Raw genomic sequence first — 16,150 nt, forward strand, 5'->3', positions numbered from 1 at the left:
GGCCCCACCCTCCCGCGGCACCGTATTGCCCAGGTCGCGGGCAGCGGGCCCGCCGCATGGGAGGCATGGGATGAACGACATCTACATCACGCTCACCGGTAACGTCGCAGCCGAGCCCAGGCAGTACAGCTTCGACGAGGGCACCAAGGTCACCTCACTGAAGGTCCTCACCTCACACCGCTACTTCGACAGGAAGACCGGCCAGTGGACGGACGGCGAGAAGGTCTGCTTCACGGTCCGCTGCTGGCGTGCGCTCGGGGAGAACGTCGCGGCGTCCATACGCGCGGGGCAGCCGGTGGTGGTGTCGGGCAAGCTCCGCATCCGTGAGTTCGGCACCGAGGGCGACCGCCGCTTCATGCCCGAGATCGAGGCCAGCGCCGTGGGCCACGACCTGCGGTGGGGCACGGGAGTGTTCACCAAGCCCGAGCGCAGCGGCACCGGCTCGATGAGCAAGGAGATGCGCGACAAGCTCGACGAGGAGACCCGCGACTGGGCCATGGGCACCCGCCCCGGCCGCACCCCCATGCCCGACTTCACCGCCGCGAACTCGGAGCAGTCGCAGCCACCGGCTCAGGACACCCGGTCGGGCAACGCCCTCGTCCGCACCCTGGGCCCGAACGACGACACAGTCCGCATCCTGACCGCCACCACCACCGCAAACGACCCCGAGGCGACGGCAGCGACGGAGGAACAGGACCACCCGGCAGCAGAAGAACGCGCCGCCGCCTGACAGGCAACCTTGCCCCGTGCCGCATAGGCCAGCGCCGCATCGGCCTTGACCGCCGTGCGGCACGGGACATCGCCGCACGTACCGGCATCCGCGCTCACCCTCCACGCCCACCGGGCGGCGGGCGCGCTTACTCTGCACGCCCACCGGGCGGCGGGCGCGCTCACCGCTCAGCGTCCCTGGCCGCAGCCGACATCGTCTGAGGTCGCCACCAGCCCCACTGCCGCCGAGGTGGCGCGCACGCGCCACGCGCAAGCAGGAAAGGGGAACGGGCGAGAGGCCGGGGGAGAGGGCGGACGGGCGCAAGGGGAGTCGGACGGGGAGGGAGGAAGGGAGGGGTGGGGAGCCGGGTGCGTGCCGTTGGGGCGGTGTGACCGGGCTGGTAGTGAGGCGGGAGGGGGAGGGGGGCACCGGCCGGAATTTCGCGAACGCCCCCGAGGGACGGCCGATGGTGTGTTGCCCGCCTCAGTGGGCTAGAGCACCTGTCATGTCCAGGTCACGCCCCGCACCATGGTTGCTCCTTTCCAGCGCGGATGTCCGTCATGGCCCGCTCACGAATTGAGCAGGTGTGGTCATTGCCAAACGTATCGGTTCCCATCGCACATCGCACACTCCGCAATTATTGTGTTACACATCGTTAGTCTGAGAGGAGACGAGATGGCGGTGACCAGTCACGCCTCGATCAAGCCTCGCGACGGAGTGTCAACATTGACCGACCGCTGGCCATTGCTCGGGCAACGTCGCCCGCTGGTCGGCTACTTGTGCGCGATCGTCGCTCTTGATCTCGTCGCGATCGTCATGCTCTCGGCGTTCTCCGTCTTCCAGTGGCGGGACGCGCTGACGTTCGCCGCTCTCATGGCGTGCGGCGCCGTCTGCATCGAAGCGACCAGGCGGCTCGGCATGCCCGCCGGAGTGTCGCGCGACCTGCTGTCGGCGTGGTGGCTGCCGGTGGCGCTGCTCCTTCCGCCGGTGTACGCGCTCTTCGCCCCCATCGTGCTGCAGATCCTGCTCCAGGTGCGGGTACGCGCCACCGTCCTTTACCGCCGGGTGTTCAGTTCGGCCGCCATCGGAATCGCCGGGTGCACGGCGTCCCTGGGGTTCCACTGGTTCGTTCCCGACTCGTCGGTGCTGGCCCAGGGGAGTGGGGCGCCGATCATGTTCGCGGTGGCCGCCGCCGTGCTCTTCGCGGTGCTCAACATCGCGCTCATCGCCATCGCCGCCCACACCGCCGACCCCGACATGACCTGGCGCGAGGTGCTGTGGGACCGGGAGAGCGTGCTGCTGGACATCGTCGAGCTGTGCCTGGGCGTCACGGTCTCGATCGCGTGCGGGCTCAACATGGCTCTGCTGCTGCTCGCGCTTCCGCCCGTGGTGCTGTTGCAGCGCAGCCTCCTGCACGCGCAGCTCCAGGCCGCCGCCCGTACGGACGCCAAGACCGGGCTGCTCAACGCGGCCGCCTGGCAGCGCGAGGCCGACACCGAGATCGTACGAGCGCGGCGCACCGGCGAGTCCCTGGCGCTCCTCATCATCGACATCGATCACTTCAAGCGCGTCAACGACGCGCACGGCCACCTCGTCGGCGATGAGGTGCTGGTCGGGGTGGCGTCCATGCTGCGCAGCCAGTTGCGCGACTACGACGTGGTGGGCCGGTTCGGCGGCGAGGAGTTCGTGGTGCTGCTGCCCGGCGCCGACATCGGGGAGGCCCGCCGCGTCGCCGAACGTTTGCGCGTGCACATCAGCCACATGGCCGTCCCCGTCGAGGACACCCTGGTCAAGGTCACGGTCTCGACGGGTGTGGCGTTGATGAGCGTGCACGGTGACGATCTGATCGACCTGCTGACGGCCGCCGACCTGGCGCTCTACCGGGCCAAGGAGCTGGGCCGCGACCGCGTCTGCATCCCCGCCGTCCCGTCCCCGCCACCCCACCCCCTCCCTACGGACACCACCCCACTCCCCGACCCCACTCCCGCGCCGAACCAGGACCCCGACCCCGACCCCACCCCCTGACCAGGCCACCCGGCCTTTCCCTGGCCCCACATCCGCACGCCCGTTCCCGTCCGTCCGGCATCCGCATGCCCGTTCCTCTTTGTGCGGCATCCGCACGTCGTTTCCCCTTGCATGTCGGGGGTGGTAGCCCGGGGCTTGGGGTGGTGGTCGATCGGGTTGGAGAGTGGGAGCGGCGGAAGCCCGGGTTGGGAGCCCCTAAGCTAGATGGCATGCCGGAGTACATCTACACGCTGCAGCGCGTGCGCAAGGCGCACGGCGACAAGGTTGTCCTTGACGACGTCACGCTGTCGTTCCTGCCCGGAGCCAAGATCGGTGTCCTGGGGCCGAACGGCACCGGAAAGTCGACGCTGCTCCGGATGATGGCCGGCCTGGAGCAGCCGTCCAACGGTGAGGCCAAGCTGATGCCGGGCTTCACGGTCGGCATGCTCCAGCAGGAGCCGCCGCTCAATGAGGAGAAGACCGTCCTCGGCAACGTGCAGGAGGGTGTCGCCGAGACGATGGCGATGCTCCAGCGCTACAACGAGATCGCCGAGCAGATGGCCACCGACTACAGCGACGAGCTGCTGGAGGAGATGGGCAAGCTCCAGGAGCAGCTCGAGCACCGCAACGCGTGGGACCTCGACAGCCAGCTCGAGCAGGCGATGGACGCGCTGCGCTGCCCGCCGCCCGACGCCGACGTCTCGAAGCTCTCCGGTGGTGAGCGCCGCCGGGTGGCGCTGTGCAAGCTGCTGCTCGAGGCGCCCGACCTGCTGCTGCTCGACGAGCCCACCAACCACCTCGACGCCGAGAGCGTGCAGTGGCTGGAGTCGCACCTGGAGAAGTACGCGGGCACCGTGCTGGCCGTCACCCACGACCGCTACTTCCTCGACAACGTCGCCACCTGGATCCTCGAGCTCGACCGGGGCCGGTGCTACCCCTACGAGGGCAACTACTCCACCTACCTCGACATGAAGGCTCAGCGGCTCAAGGTCGAGGGCCAGAAGGACGCCAAGCGCAAGAAGCGCCTGGAGGATGAGCTGGAGTGGGTCCGATCCAACCCGAAGGCCCGCCAGACCAAGAGCAAGGCCCGTCTCCAGCGCTACGAGGAGATGGCCGCCGAGGCCGACAAGTACCGCAAGCTCGACTTCGAAGAGATCCAGATCCCGCCGGGGCCGCGTCTGGGCACCACGGTGATCAAGGCGGAAAAGCTCACCAAGGGTTTCGGCGAGCGGCTGCTCATGGAGGGGCTGACGTTCGACCTGCCGCGTAACGGCATCGTGGGCGTCATCGGTCCCAACGGTGTCGGTAAGACGACGCTGTTCCGCATGATCACCGGTGGCGAGACGCCCGACGAGGGTTCGATCATCATCGGCGACACGGTCAAGATCTCGTACGCCGACCAGAGCCGGGGCGGCATCGACCCGAGCAAGAACGTCTGGGAGGTCGTCTCCGACGGGCTCGACCACATCAAGGTCGGCAACGTGGAGATGCCGTCGCGGGCCTACATCGCGGCGTTCGGGTTCAAGGGCCCTGACCAGCAGAAGAAGGCCGGCGTGCTGTCGGGTGGCGAGCGTAACCGGCTCAACCTGGCGCTCACCCTCAAGCAGGGCGGCAACGTGCTGCTGCTCGACGAGCCCACCAACGACCTCGACACCGAGACCCTGTCGTCGCTGGAGAACGCGCTGCTCGACTTCCCGGGCTGTGCCGTGATCACCTCCCACGACCGGTGGTTCCTCGACCGCATCGCGACCCACATCCTGGCTTGGGAGGAAGGGTCGAACTGGTTCTGGTTCGAGGGCAACTACGCCGACTACGAGAAGAACAAGATCGAGCGGCTGGGCGCCGACGCGGCCCGCCCGCACCGGGTGACCTACCGCAAGCTCCACCGCGACTGATTCACGCAGCCACGGGTTTCGCGAGGCAAGCACTCACACACACGCCGCCACCACCGTCAGGCGCTTCTCGGCAGTACGCCTGATGGCGGTGGTTTCGGCGTTTAGGGCGTCGGTGGTGCAGGTGGGGCTGGGCGGGGCGGCACCCTGACTTCTTGAACGATGCGGTGCGTTTTCCTGGTTCCGGTACGACGGGCATGAGCTTCACGGTGACAGTGGCTTGGCGTAGCAGCGGCTGAGCGGGTCGTGCTGGTAGGGCGGATAGGCCGGAATGGGCGAGTAGCCGGCGCGCGTGTACAAGGCGATGGCTTCAGGCTGGTGGATGCCGGTCTCCAGGCGGATCCGGCGGTGGCCGAGGGCGGTGGCGAGGTCTTCGGCTTCGGCCAGCAGTCGCCTGGCGACGCCGCGGCCGCGTGCCTGCGGAGTCACATACATGCGCTTGAGTTCGGCGCCGCCGGGAGCGGGCTGGATGGCGCAGCAGCCGACTGGGTGGCCGTCGTGCTCAGCGAGCAGGAAGCGAGCGGCCGGGTCGAGCCGGGCGGCGGTGATGGTGGGGTCGTCAGGGTCGTCGGGGTAGCTGGCGGCGAGGTCGGCATCGAGGGCGCGGGCCAGCCGCTGGATTCTGGGGTCGTGGTCGGCGGTGATGGTGACCGTGAGATCGGCGGTGGTCACGGGGTTGTGGTTCCTTTCGGGGTGGCGAGGATCAGGCTGAGGTGGGTCGTCAGGACGTGGCGCTGGAGTTCGGGTGGATAGGCGCCAGGGTCGGTGACGGCGTTGAGAGCCAGGCCGTCCAGGCAGGCGACCAGGCCGTGGACCCGCTCGTACAAGTCGGAGGGCTCAGGGAAGGGAAGGGCGTCGCGGACGAGTCCGGTGAGGCGGCGTATCCAGGAGGCATGCGCCGCCGCGTGTTGCTCGAGCAGTTCGGGATCGCTGCGGGCCGCAAGCTGGAAGTGGGCCCATACGACGATTTCCAGGCGGCGTTCGTCGTCGAGAGGAAGGGCCTGCTCGCATACCGAACGCAGCCTCTCCTGGGCGGCGCCCCGGGAGGCGAGTACGTCGACACGGTCTGCCATGCGCTGGTGCATGAGAGATCTGGCATGGGCCAGCAGGGCCTTCTTGTCCCGGAAGTAGTAGGTCAGCATGCCTGTGGTGCAGCCTGCGGCGGTGGCGACCGCCCGCAGTGTCAGCCCGTCCATGCCCTGCTCCGCGACGACCCGCCACACGGCCTCGGACATCGCCTGGCGTCGCTCGGTCTGGTCGACCTGTCTGGGCATCGATCCTCCGCGGAGCACAAGACTTTGCGTAACAGTTGTTATGTTACGCGGTGCGACAGTGCGAGGCCGCCTGCGGCGCTGAGTCGCAGGTTCTGTTCGTCGGTTCGACAAGGGCACCGGGTGCCTGCTGTCCGTTGGCAGGCCTGTCGGCAAGCAGGGCCGGGGGCTGCGGGCGCGTCCATGGGCGGCGCCCGAGGCCGGTGCTGGCCCGAGATGGAAGAATCACCAGATGCCTATCGATGCCCATCTGCTTGCCGTGTTCACGGTCACCACTATCGTCGCTTTGATCACTCCAGGACCCGACATGCTGTTCGTGCTCGGATGCGGGGTGCGCGGCGGCGTCCGCGCTGGGCTGCTGGCCACAGCCGGGATCATCACCGGAGACGCGCTGTACATCGTCGCGGCCGCTGCGGGGCTTGCCGTGCTGCTGACGGCGTTCCCCGTCGTTTTCACGGTGCTACGTTTCGCCGGCGCGGCGTATCTGATCTACCTTGGCGTCCAGATGATCCGCAATCGGAAGAAGGCTCCGGCCGATGAGCCGGCCGTCAGCGGGATGTCGGGCCGGCGGGCCTTTCTCAACGGCGTGGTCTCCTCCATGGCCAACCCGCAGACATTCACGTTCATGATCGCCTTTCTTCCGCAGTTCATCGACCCGGCGGCGGGGCCCGTCTGGCTGCAGTTCGCCATCCTCGGAGCCATCCTGATCGCCCTGGAGTTCGTGGCCGACGCGACAGTCGGCGTGCTGGCCGGAAAGATCGGCGGCTGGCTGCACCGCCGTCAGGCAGTGCGCCGCCGGATCGATGCGGCAACCGGGAGCGTATTCATCGGCCTGGGCGTCACTCTCGCGGTCGAACGCTGACCAGGTGAAACGGTCAATGCCGTAGCCAGGGCGTCGATCGCGGATATCACGCCGGTCACAGCCCAGTCGTCCAGGCGTTCGCCCTTGGCGGCTGTGGCCGTAGGGGCGGCTCTTCCATGTCTCGGCCGGGGCTGTGGGGGGTTCGGCGCGGCGCTGGCGCGACGCCGGGAGGTTCGGATGGTCGGTCATCCTGCGGCGGCCCAAGTCATGACTCGCACTGCCGGGTGAGGTTCTGCATCGCCGTTGTCGCGGTCGAACGGGGCGGCGCCGATGTGGCGTTCCCTGCGCGCGCCCTTTCAGCGATTAGTCGCAGGTTATCGCACGTTACCGGACTTGAGATTGTTCCTGGGACTCCAGGACGCCAGGCTTATGGGTGTCCGAAACGCTCGGATAAGCGCTGGATCCACCTGTTCTGTAACAGGACGTGGGCCGCAGAGACGATCATGGAGGAGACAGGTGATGAGCGACAGGAACGAACTGGTGGAACGCTATCTGGCGGCGTGGAACGAGATCCGCCCGGACGCGCGGCAGGCTCTCGTCGCGGATGTGTTCGCCGAGGACGCCACGTACACCGACCCGGTGGTGGCGGTTCGGGGCCGCGACGGCCTGGACGCCACCATCGCGGCGGTGCAGGAGCAGTTCGAGGGTTTGCGGTTCAGCCTGGGCGGGCCCGTCGACGCGCACCACGACCTCGCCCGCTTCACGTGGCATCTCGGTGCCGCGGGGGCCGATCCGCTCGTCATCGGCTTCGACGTCGTCGTGATCGGCGACGACGGCCGCATCAGCCAGGTGCTCGGGTTTCTCGACCGGGTGCCGGCCGGCGCCTGAGCCCACGCGGGCGGGTTCGACCGAGTGCCCTGCCCTGGGCTGCCGGGACGCCGTCCGGCGTCATGTCCGGCCGTACCCGGGGATCAGCTCGCCTGGCGCACCCGTCCCCAGAAGGAGGAATGATGACCGCTTACATGCTCGCGCATCTTCGCAAGTCCGCCGAGGTCCACCCCGAGGTGCTGGAGTACCTGGAGAGGGTCCAGTCGGCGTTGGACCCCTTCTCCGGCCGGTTCCTCGTGCACGGAGGCGCGATGGAGGTCCGGGAGGGACAGTGGCCCGGAGACGTCGTGCTGGTGGAGTTCCCGTCGATGGCACACGCGCGCGACTTCTACGACTCGGCCGCCTACCAGGAGATCAAGCCGCTCCGCACCGCCCATCTCGAAGGTGATCTGATCATCGTGGACGGCGTCGACCCCGACCACGACTCGGCCGAGATGGCCGCCGCACTGCGCTCCGCCTGACGGCGGCAAGGCGATCGGCTACCCGCCATCTACCGGGTGGTCCTCGACGCATCCGGCGACGTGGTGCAGGGACGGCGCTACTACGACCGCTACTCCTGGTTCGCGCCCGTCGCCACCGGCGAGCTGAAGCTGGACAACCTGTTCGGCGGGATCACCGACCGCACGGCCGACGCCGCGCCGGCGGCCGAGGCGCCGGCGGCCCGGCTGCGCCAGGGCCTGCTCGGCCGCGCTGCCGCCTGGGACGCCAGGAACGCCCGCGCCCTGGTCGCCGTCTCGGGCCGGGCGCCCCTGACCGGTCCGGGGCTCGATGGCCGCAAGTTGTACACGACGGCCGCCAAGCTGGCCTACCTCGACAGGCTGCTGGGCCGGTTCGACGACGACGAGCAGGGCCGCAACCCCACGAACCTGCGCCCCGGCCAGGCGATCCACACCCGCGAGGCCACCTACCAGGAGTGGTACGGCACCGTACGCAGCCAGGGCCGCGAGATCACCTACGGCATCATCGAACGCTTCGGCCACCGCAACGGCAAGGTCACCGACTGGAGTCTGACGTTCGACACCCTGCCCCTCATCGCCGACGCCGGCAAGATCACCAACCTGTACGGCCTGCTGCGCCCCGCCCCCTGAGCCGGCATCACCGTACCGACAGCCAAGGAAGACCATGACACTGGACGGACTCCGCCCCGACGAGCGGATCGCGCCCGCACGAGACCTGCGCGCGCACCTCGACCACTGGTCCCGCGTGACCGGGATCGCGGTGGAGGTGTGGGCACTCCCACGCGAACCCCTGGCTCTCCCGCTCGCGGAGCTCGTCCAGGCCACGGTCCTCGACATCCTGAACGGCTTCGAGGCCGACGGCACGGTGCGGCACGTGGGCTTCGCGCTGACCGCGGGCGCCGGCGACCTGCGCCTGACCGTCAGCGGCGACGGCATCGGGCTGCCGCCGGGCCGGCTCGCCGAACGCCTCCAGGTGGCCCAGGCGCGGTTCGCGGCATGGGGCGGCCGGTTGTCGGTGAACGCCGTCCTCGGCGGCGGGATCACCGTCAGCGCCACGCTGAAGCCCGGCGGTGCCGAGAGACGGCCAAAGCGTCACAGATGATGCCGTCGTGGAAGGACGTCGCGCCGACCGCACCGCGCACCTACCGCTGGGCCAACTGGGGCGACAACGGCGGCGACCTCGAGACCGTCTTCAGCAAGGACGACCACCTGGTCACCCTCACCGCCCAGGACACGGCGGCCACTTCACCCCGTGGGAGATCCCTCATGAGTGGGTATGACCTGCGGCGGACCTTTCAGGGGACGCCGATGAGACCCGCTTGCGACGACCAGCTCAAGGACGACGGAGGTCGTCGATGAGCGCGGTGTCGCTGACGGGCGGCCCGGCGGCCGCCACCGCGTCGTCGGTTCCGGGGGCGGCAGGCGTCCCGGCGGCAGGTGGCAGGCGGTAGGTCCGGAGGGGGGCGTTGGCCGCGGACACGACGGCGATCGCCAGAACGGCAGACAGCCCGCCGAAGACCAGGGAGAAGGAGGCGGAGGTGGCCGACGCCAGCAGGCCGCCGCGGAAGTTGCCGAGCTCGGGGCCGGCGACGCCGATGACGTGTTCCACCGAGGAGACCCGGCCCCGGTAGGCGTCCGGAGTCTCCCGTTGGACCAGGGCGCTGCGGGTGACGACGGAAACGGTGTCGGCGGCGCCCGCCACGGCCAGGCAGCCGAGCGCCAGCCACAACGGCCCGGCCAGGCCGAAACAGGCCAGCGCCAGGCCCCAGACACCCGCTGCGGACAGCTGCAGCAGGCCGGCGCGGCGCCGGCTCGTCACCGTGCCGGAGAGCAGACCGGCCGTGATCCCCCCGACCGCGACAGCCGACAGGAACAGGCCGAGAGTCTGCGGGTCTCCCCCGAAGCGGAGGTCGTTGACCAGCGGGAAGAGGGCAACGGGCATGGCGAGCAGCGTCGCGGACAGGTCGGTGGCCATCGAGCCCCACAGCGTGGGACGGCGCAGAACGATCCGCCAGCCTCCTCGCTTCGGCCGGCGCCTGCCGCCCACCGCGCCGGTGCCTTCTGGCCGCATGACGGGTAGACGGATCGCCGCGAGCATCGACCCCACCAGGGCCACGGTCTGGACCCCGTAGGCGGCAGGGAGATCCCAGCGGGCGATGATCAGCCCGGCCAGTGCGGGACCGGCCAGCATCGCCACCTGGAACGACACATTGGTCAGCGCAAGACCGGCCGCGACCTGGTCACCCGGCAACAGCCGCACCGGGAAGGCGCGCCGGGCAGGAACTCCGAGAGCGCTGCAACTGCTCGCCAAGGCGACCAGGGCGAGCAGCGACAACACGTTCCGGTTGTCCGCCAGAGCTTGGGCACACAGCCCCGCGGCAGCCAGCAAGTGGCCCGCGGTAGTGGCCCGTACCACTGCACGGCGATCGACGCTATCGGCCAGCGTGCCGCCGAGCAGCCCGAACAGCACTGCCGGCAGGCCGGTGGCGAGCCCGATGGCGCCGGTGGCCACGGGACTGCCGGTCAGGTCCCAGACCTGGGCCAGCACCGCCACGTTGGCGACTTGTCCGCCGAGTTGAGAGACCGAGGTGCCGATCCACAGGTGGCGAAACGGCTGGCTGCAACGCAGCGGGCGGGTGTCGATGAACCGGACCCGAACCCGCCTCATCGTGGTGGCTCGGCAAGGTGGTGCAGGATTCGCCGCCGCATCGACCGGCGTTCCAGCGCCCGCCGCACGTCCTCGACCACGGCGGTCATCGCATACGGCAGCTCGCTGTCCAGCTCGGCGACCGTGTCGTGGGTGGCGCGCCACTCGGCCTCCAGGAACGGCACCAGCGACCGGCCGCGCTCGGTCAGGCTGATCCGCCGGGTGCGGGCATCAGGTCCCGGCTCCGAGGTGACCAGATCCTCCTTGCGCATCGCGGCGATGGTCTGGCTGATCGCAGAGTGCGAGCGGTTCAAGGACTTGGCGAGCTCGCGGATGGTGAGCGGTCCGGTGTGGGCGAGCCGGATCAGCGGATAGGCGAACCGGGGCCGCACCCCCTTGAGGCCACGCTCGAGGTAGACCTGCTCGATCTCGGCGTCCATGGCCGCCAGGAGCTCGTGCAGGGCGTGCCAGGGATCGGGTACCAGGGTGGGATCCAGAAATGTCACAGCGCTAATATAACAGTGCTACGATATTTGGAGATCAGCATCTGGAGAACTCGCCCTCACCAAGGGAACGCGATCCCCGCCAGCGCGAAGAGGGCGCCATGGAGGGCCGCGCCTTGAAGCCGCCACCTCTTGAGAGGAGCCCCCGTTGTATCCCCCGATCGAACCGTACGAACACGGCATGCTCGACGTCGGTGACGGTAACCACATCTACTGGGAGGTCTGTGGCAACCCGGACGGCAAGGCCGCTGTGGTCGTGCACGGCGGGCCAGGGTCGGGCTGCTCGACCGGCTCGCGCCGCAGGTTCGATCCGGAGCGGTTCCGCATCGTCCTGTTCGACCAGCGCAACTGCGGGCGCAGCCGGCCGCACGCGAGCGACCCGGCCACCGACCTGAGCCGCAACACCACCCAGCACCTGATCGCCGACATGGAGCGGCTGCGCGAGCATCTCGGCATCGATCGGTGGCTGCTCTACGGCGGCTCGTGGGGCTCGACGCTGATCCTGGCCTACGCCGAGACCCACCCCCAGCGGGTCTCGGAGATCGTCATCCCCGCCGTCACCATGACCCGCCGCAGCGAGATCGCCTGGCTCTACCGGGGTGTCGGCAGGTTCTTCCCCGAGGCGCAGGAGCGGTTCGTGCGCGGGGTGCCCGAGGCCGACCGTGACGGGGACGTGTTCCAGCTGCTGGCCGCCTACGCGCGGCTGCTGTCCCACCCGGACAAGCGGATACGCCAGAAGGCCGCCCAGGACTGGATCGCCTGGGAGGACGCGGTGATCTCCCAGGAGGCCAACGGCGACCCCAACGCCTACAGCCACCAGCCGGACGACGCCGTCATGGCCATGACTCGCATCTGCGCGCACTACTTCTCCCACGGCGCCTGGCTGGAGGAGGGCCTGCTGCTGCGCGAGGCGGGACGGCTGGCCGGCATCCCCGGCGCGCTGATCCACGGCCGCCTCGACCTGGGCAGCCCGCTGCGGACGGCGTGGGAGCTGGCCAATGCCTGGCCGGACGCCCGGCTGCACGTGGTGGAGGACGCGGGGCACACGGGCAGCGAGATGCTCAGGAAGGTGCTGCACGAGGCCATCGAGGGCTTCTCTCCGGCCAGGCAGGGGTGAACGTGCCGTCCGCGGTCTTCTCAGGGCCTCGAAGGACGCCCCTGACGGCCATCTCCTCGCCGCCGGACGACCCCGCCGGACGACCCCGCCGGACGACCCCGCCGGACGACCCCGCCGGACGACCCCGCCGGACGACCCCGCCGGACGACCCCGCCGGACGTACCGCCGCCGAGACCGACCTCATCCGCGCGCTCGCACAGACCGCCAAGGAGACGACCTGCAACATTCGATGCTAAACGGTCTCCTCCCCGACGGCGACCGGCGTGGGCGCGGGCTGCGAGGGCCGCCGCCAGGGCCCGTTGAACAGCAGGATGGCGGGGATGAACAGGACGAGGCAGCCGAGCGCCACGAACAGCCACGTCTGCCAGTTGGTGGCCTCGACGACGTGCGGGATGACGAGCAGGCCGACCACCGCGATGCCCTTGCTGAGGAAGCCGAACAGCCCCCACGCGGTGCCCTGCAGGCGCGGGTCGGCGTCCTCGGCGTCCTCGGAGTAGTTGGCCATCCAGGGGGCGTAGGCGACGCCGAGCGAGCCGCCGAGCAGCGCGCCGACCACCATCAGCAGGCCGGTGGAGACGCCTTCCTGGCCGAGCGAGACGGCGAGGTAGGCGGTGACGAGGACGGCGGCGATGGTGCCGCCGAGCGAGAACGGCTTGCGCAGCTGCGTACGGTCGGACAGGCGGCCGGTGATGATGAGCGTGATGAGGTTGAGGCTCCAGAAGGCGGCCATGATCGTGGACGCCTCCGCACTGCTGATGCCGAGCGCGCCGACCAGCATGGTCTGCCCGAACAGCGAGAGCGTGATGTAGAGGACGAGCCACAGGGAGATGCCGACGACGTGGGCCCAGATGTTGCGCCGGCGGAACAGCGAGCGCAGGGCCGGCGGCTTGGAGAGGTCCACGACCTGACTGGCGGCGCGTTCCGTGTGCTGGATCCTGGCCCGCAGTTCGGGGGAGAGGTCGGCGATGTTCAGCGCGATGACGATCGAGACGACCAGCGAGAAGCAGCCCATGATGACGAACTGGGAGCGCCAGGAGTCGTTGAAGATGGGCAGCGTCCAGCCGGCGACGGCGGCGGCGAGGAAGTTGGCGCCGACCGGGCCCCACGTCCAGAAGCCGAACGCCTGGGCGCGTCCGAGGCGCGGGGAGAAGTCGCGGATCAGTGGCGCGGTGCTGGCCATGGCGACGCCGTCCACGAACGCCAGTACGATCCGGGCGATCAACAGGTCGCGCGGTGTGTGCACGAGGGTCATGGTGAAGCAGAGGACGGCCGTGAGCGCCATGAGCGGGACGAGCAGCCTGACCCGGCCCAGGCGGTCGGTGAGCCGGCCGCCGATGATGGAGGCGATGGCCCCGGTCACGGCGGCGCCGCCGGACACCGCGCCGTACGTGGCCAGCGACATGTCGAGGTCTTTGAGAAGCAGGGGCACGACGGGGGCGATCTGGCCTTCGTACGAGCCGATGAGGATGGCCAGCACGGCCATCGTGAGGATCTTCATGCGCCGGGCGCCGGTCGGGTACTCGTCGAGCTCACGGACGTAGGACAGCCTCATGGCCAACCTTTCTGGTCGAGCTTTACCCCCCGTGTAGTTCTAGAAGACAGCTCTAGAATCTATTTCTGCGATGCTGCCTCTCACCATTGGCTCCGTCAAGGGTGTGAGGCCGGGTCCGTGGCTAGAATGAAATTCTAGGATTGCCGAGAGCGAGGAGCCCCCCGCGTGAACCTGGAACTGGACGGCCTCGACGTACACTTCGACCACACCGCCGTGGCGGCGCCCCGGATCAGGGACTTGCTGCCGATCTACCGCGACCTGCTGGGCGGCCGGCATCTCGGCGGCGGCGGTGACAACCTGCGGGCCGGCTACCGCACGCTGCAGCTCACGTACGGCAACGGCGGCAAGGTCGAGCTGATGGAGCCGCTGGCCGGATCGACGTTCTTCGACAGCTTCTTCGAGCTCACCAGGGGCAGGGGCGGCGTCCACCACCTCAACTTCCACGTCGATGACCTCGGCGCGGCGGTGGCCAGGCTGACCGGGCGCGGCTACCGGCTGCACGGGCTCAACCGGTCGGATCCGCGCTGGCAGGAGGTGTTCCTGCACCCCAAGGAGGCGCACGGGGTGCTCATCCAGCTCGCCCAGCCGGGGCCGCGCGAGCCCGCCGAGGAGCGTCCGACCTTGGAGGACGTGCTGGCCGGCCGCGGCAGGAACGGCAACGGCATCCCCAGCCCCTGAGCGTCAGGGCCCTTGAGGTGTGGCAGAACTTAGATCTAGAGTGGAATTCTAGAACTAGGATTGGGGAGGCTGATGAAGCCGGCACCTAAGCCCACACCGGAGACCCAGCCCTTCTGGGACGGGACGGCCGCGGGCGAGCTGCGGATCCAGCGCTGCACCACCTGCGAGCGCCCCTACTTCTACCCCCGCCCCACCTGCCCCCGGTGCGGCGGCGACCAGGTCGAATGGGTCCGCGCCAGCGGGCGGGCGACCCTCTACTCGTACGTCATCAACCACCGTCCGGCGCCGGGCTTCGAGGAGGAGGCCCCGTACGCGATCGCCGTCGTGGAGCTGGAGGAGGGCGTGCGGATGATGACTAACATCGTGGGCGTGCCGAACGTCCCCGAGAACCTGCCCCTGGACATGGAGCTGCAGGTGGTGTTCGAGCGGCGGGGCGAGGTCACCGTGCCGCTGTTCGAGCCGGCCGGAGGTGCCCGATGACCGTGGTGATCGCCGGCGCCGCCGAGACCGACGAGGTGGGCCGCCTGCCCGGCCACTCCACGCTGCAGCTCCACCTGGAGGCCGCCAGGAACGCCCTCGCCGACGCGGGCATGACCATCCACGACGTCGACGGCATCGCCACGGTCGGCGCGCCGGGCCCGATCCAGATCGCCCATGCCCTCGGCGTCACGCCCGCCTGGCTGGACGGCACGGGCGTGGGCGGTTCGTCGTTCCTCTTCCACGTCCGGCACGCGGCCGCCGCGATCAGGGCGGGGATGTGCCACACCGTGCTCATCACGCACGGCGAGTCAGGGCGCTCGCGGGTCGGGGCCGGTCGCCACGGTATGGGGCCCGACTCGCTGCTCGGCCAGTTCGAGCTGCCGTACGGGGTGGTCGGCCCGCCCACGTCGTTCACCATCACCGCGCTGCGCTACATGAAGGAGACCGGGCTCACCCACGAGCAGCTCGCCGAGGTCGCGGTGGCGCAGCGGCGCTGGTCGCACCTCAACCCCAGGGCCATGTACCGCGACCTCATCACGGTCGAGGACGTGCTCGCCTCGCGCCTGGTCGCCTACCCCTTCCACCTGCTGGAGTGCTGCCTGGTCACCGACGGCGGCGGCGCGCTGATCGTCACCACGCCCGAGCGGGCCCGGCGCTCCCCGGTCTACCTGCTGGGCTCGGGGGAGGCGGCCGAGTCGCCGATCATCTCCCAGATGGAGGACTTCACCACCTCCAAGGGCTTCCGCCTCTCAGGCGAGGCGGCCTTCGCCGAGGCGAAGATCACCCATGCGGACGTCGACCATCTCATGGTGTACGACGCCTTCGCCCACGTGCCGCTCTACGGCCTGGAGGACCTGGGCTTCGTCGGGCGCGGCGAGGCGGGGGCGTTCATCGCCGAGGGCCACACCTCGCCGGGCGGCCGGCTGCCGCTCAACACCAACGGAGGCGGCCTGTCCTACACGCACACCGGCATGTACGGCATGTTCGCCATCCAGGAGTCGGTGCGCCAGCTGCGCGGCGAGGCGGCGGCACAGGTGCCCGGCGTGGAGGTGAGCGTGGTCCTGGGCAACGGCGGCATGTTCGCCTCGGCCGCCACCCTCGTCCTGTCCGACCGCCTGCCCTGAGCAGGGGAGGGGCGCCTGAGAGGGC

General features: G+C 69.6%; 18 protein-coding genes. 13 read left to right on the plus strand and 5 right to left on the minus strand.

Features of this window, described 5'->3' with window-relative positions; genetic code table 11:
• The first annotated feature begins 70 nt into the window (after window positions 1-70).
• From ABZW11_RS22380 to ettA, 3 genes are all read left to right on the plus strand, one after another.
• Window positions 71-730: a single-stranded DNA-binding protein gene (locus tag ABZW11_RS22380; protein WP_355420028.1), complete on the plus strand. Its 660-nt coding sequence runs from the start codon at window positions 71-73 to the stop codon at window positions 728-730.
• Between the two features lie 654 nt (window positions 731-1,384).
• Window positions 1,385-2,734, plus strand: coding sequence for a diguanylate cyclase (locus ABZW11_RS22385; protein WP_355420030.1), 1,350 nt, complete (start codon window positions 1,385-1,387; stop codon window positions 2,732-2,734).
• Between the two features lie 209 nt (window positions 2,735-2,943).
• Window positions 2,944-4,608, plus strand: a complete 1,665-nt coding sequence (gene ettA, locus ABZW11_RS22390) for an energy-dependent translational throttle protein EttA (RefSeq protein ID WP_355420033.1) — start codon at window positions 2,944-2,946, stop codon at window positions 4,606-4,608.
• A gap of 201 nt (window positions 4,609-4,809) precedes the next feature.
• Here the strand turns inward: ettA and ABZW11_RS22395 are convergent, their stop codons facing one another.
• Together ABZW11_RS22395 and ABZW11_RS22400 are read right to left on the minus strand one after the other, a co-directional pair.
• Entirely contained in the window at window positions 4,810-5,277 is a 468-nt protein-coding gene (locus ABZW11_RS22395; protein WP_355420036.1) for a GNAT family N-acetyltransferase, read from the minus strand.
• Window positions 5,274-5,879, minus strand: a complete 606-nt coding sequence (locus ABZW11_RS22400; protein ID WP_355420039.1) for a TetR family transcriptional regulator C-terminal domain-containing protein — start codon at window positions 5,877-5,879, stop codon at window positions 5,274-5,276. The genes ABZW11_RS22395 and ABZW11_RS22400 overlap by 4 nt, the downstream gene beginning before the upstream one ends.
• 229 nt (window positions 5,880-6,108) lie before the next feature.
• Here ABZW11_RS22400 and ABZW11_RS22405 point away from each other — a divergent pair, with 229 nt between their 5' ends.
• From ABZW11_RS22405 to ABZW11_RS22430, 6 genes are all read left to right on the plus strand, one after another.
• Entirely contained in the window at window positions 6,109-6,738 is a 630-nt protein-coding gene (locus tag ABZW11_RS22405) for a LysE family translocator (RefSeq protein ID WP_355420041.1), read from the plus strand.
• 459 nt (window positions 6,739-7,197) lie between these two features.
• Window positions 7,198-7,566, plus strand: a complete 369-nt coding sequence (locus ABZW11_RS22410; protein WP_355420044.1) for a nuclear transport factor 2 family protein — start codon at window positions 7,198-7,200, stop codon at window positions 7,564-7,566.
• 122 nt (window positions 7,567-7,688) lie between these two features.
• Window positions 7,689-8,027 (plus strand): DUF1330 domain-containing protein, encoded by a 339-nt coding sequence (locus tag ABZW11_RS22415; RefSeq protein ID WP_355420047.1) that lies wholly within the window; start codon window positions 7,689-7,691, stop codon window positions 8,025-8,027.
• Window positions 8,028-8,063: 36 nt separating this feature from the next.
• Window positions 8,064-8,654: a hypothetical protein gene (locus ABZW11_RS22420; protein WP_355420050.1), complete on the plus strand. Its 591-nt coding sequence runs from the start codon at window positions 8,064-8,066 to the stop codon at window positions 8,652-8,654.
• A gap of 34 nt (window positions 8,655-8,688) precedes the next feature.
• Window positions 8,689-9,126, plus strand: coding sequence for a hypothetical protein (locus ABZW11_RS22425; protein ID WP_355420053.1), 438 nt, complete (start codon window positions 8,689-8,691; stop codon window positions 9,124-9,126).
• On the plus strand, window positions 9,123-9,383 hold the full coding sequence (locus ABZW11_RS22430) for a hypothetical protein (RefSeq protein ID WP_355420056.1): 261 nt from the start codon (window positions 9,123-9,125) through the stop codon (window positions 9,381-9,383). Before ABZW11_RS22425 ends, ABZW11_RS22430 begins: the two co-directional genes overlap by 4 nt.
• Here the strand turns inward: ABZW11_RS22430 and ABZW11_RS22435 are convergent.
• Both ABZW11_RS22435 and ABZW11_RS22440 read right to left on the minus strand, forming a co-directional pair.
• Window positions 9,358-10,692, minus strand: coding sequence for an MFS transporter (locus ABZW11_RS22435; RefSeq protein ID WP_355420059.1), 1,335 nt, complete (start codon window positions 10,690-10,692; stop codon window positions 9,358-9,360). The two genes, ABZW11_RS22430 and ABZW11_RS22435, sit on opposite strands and share 26 nt — an antisense overlap.
• Entirely contained in the window at window positions 10,689-11,177 is a 489-nt protein-coding gene (locus ABZW11_RS22440; protein WP_355420062.1) for a MarR family transcriptional regulator, read from the minus strand. Before ABZW11_RS22440 ends, ABZW11_RS22435 begins: the two co-directional genes overlap by 4 nt.
• Window positions 11,178-11,322: 145 nt before the next feature.
• On the opposite strand from ABZW11_RS22440, the gene pip reads away from it, so the two are divergent.
• Window positions 11,323-12,291, plus strand: a complete 969-nt coding sequence (gene pip / locus ABZW11_RS22445) for a prolyl aminopeptidase (protein ID WP_355420065.1) — start codon at window positions 11,323-11,325, stop codon at window positions 12,289-12,291.
• 232 nt (window positions 12,292-12,523) lie between these two features.
• On the opposite strand, the gene ABZW11_RS22450 is transcribed toward pip, so the two are convergent.
• Window positions 12,524-13,843: an MFS transporter gene (locus tag ABZW11_RS22450; protein WP_355420068.1), complete on the minus strand. Its 1,320-nt coding sequence runs from the start codon at window positions 13,841-13,843 to the stop codon at window positions 12,524-12,526.
• A 165-nt stretch (window positions 13,844-14,008) separates the two neighbouring features.
• Here ABZW11_RS22450 and ABZW11_RS22455 point away from each other — a divergent pair, with 165 nt between their 5' ends.
• The 3 genes from ABZW11_RS22455 to ABZW11_RS22465 all read left to right on the plus strand — a co-directional run bounded on the left by ABZW11_RS22455 (window position 14,009) and on the right by ABZW11_RS22465 (window position 16,125).
• Complete coding sequence (locus ABZW11_RS22455) at window positions 14,009-14,521, plus strand: VOC family protein (protein ID WP_355420071.1); 513 nt, start codon at window positions 14,009-14,011, stop codon at window positions 14,519-14,521.
• Between the two features lie 72 nt (window positions 14,522-14,593).
• On the plus strand, window positions 14,594-15,001 hold the full coding sequence (locus ABZW11_RS22460) for a Zn-ribbon domain-containing OB-fold protein (RefSeq protein WP_355420074.1): 408 nt from the start codon (window positions 14,594-14,596) through the stop codon (window positions 14,999-15,001).
• On the plus strand, window positions 14,998-16,125 hold the full coding sequence (locus ABZW11_RS22465; RefSeq protein ID WP_355420077.1) for a thiolase: 1,128 nt from the start codon (window positions 14,998-15,000) through the stop codon (window positions 16,123-16,125). The genes ABZW11_RS22460 and ABZW11_RS22465 overlap by 4 nt, the downstream gene beginning before the upstream one ends.
• Window positions 16,126-16,150 lie beyond the last annotated feature (25 nt).

The sequence above is a fragment of the Nonomuraea sp. NPDC004580 genome, assembly GCF_040609855.1.
Taxonomy (GTDB): Bacteria; Actinomycetota; Actinomycetes; order Streptosporangiales; family Streptosporangiaceae; genus Nonomuraea; species Nonomuraea salmonea.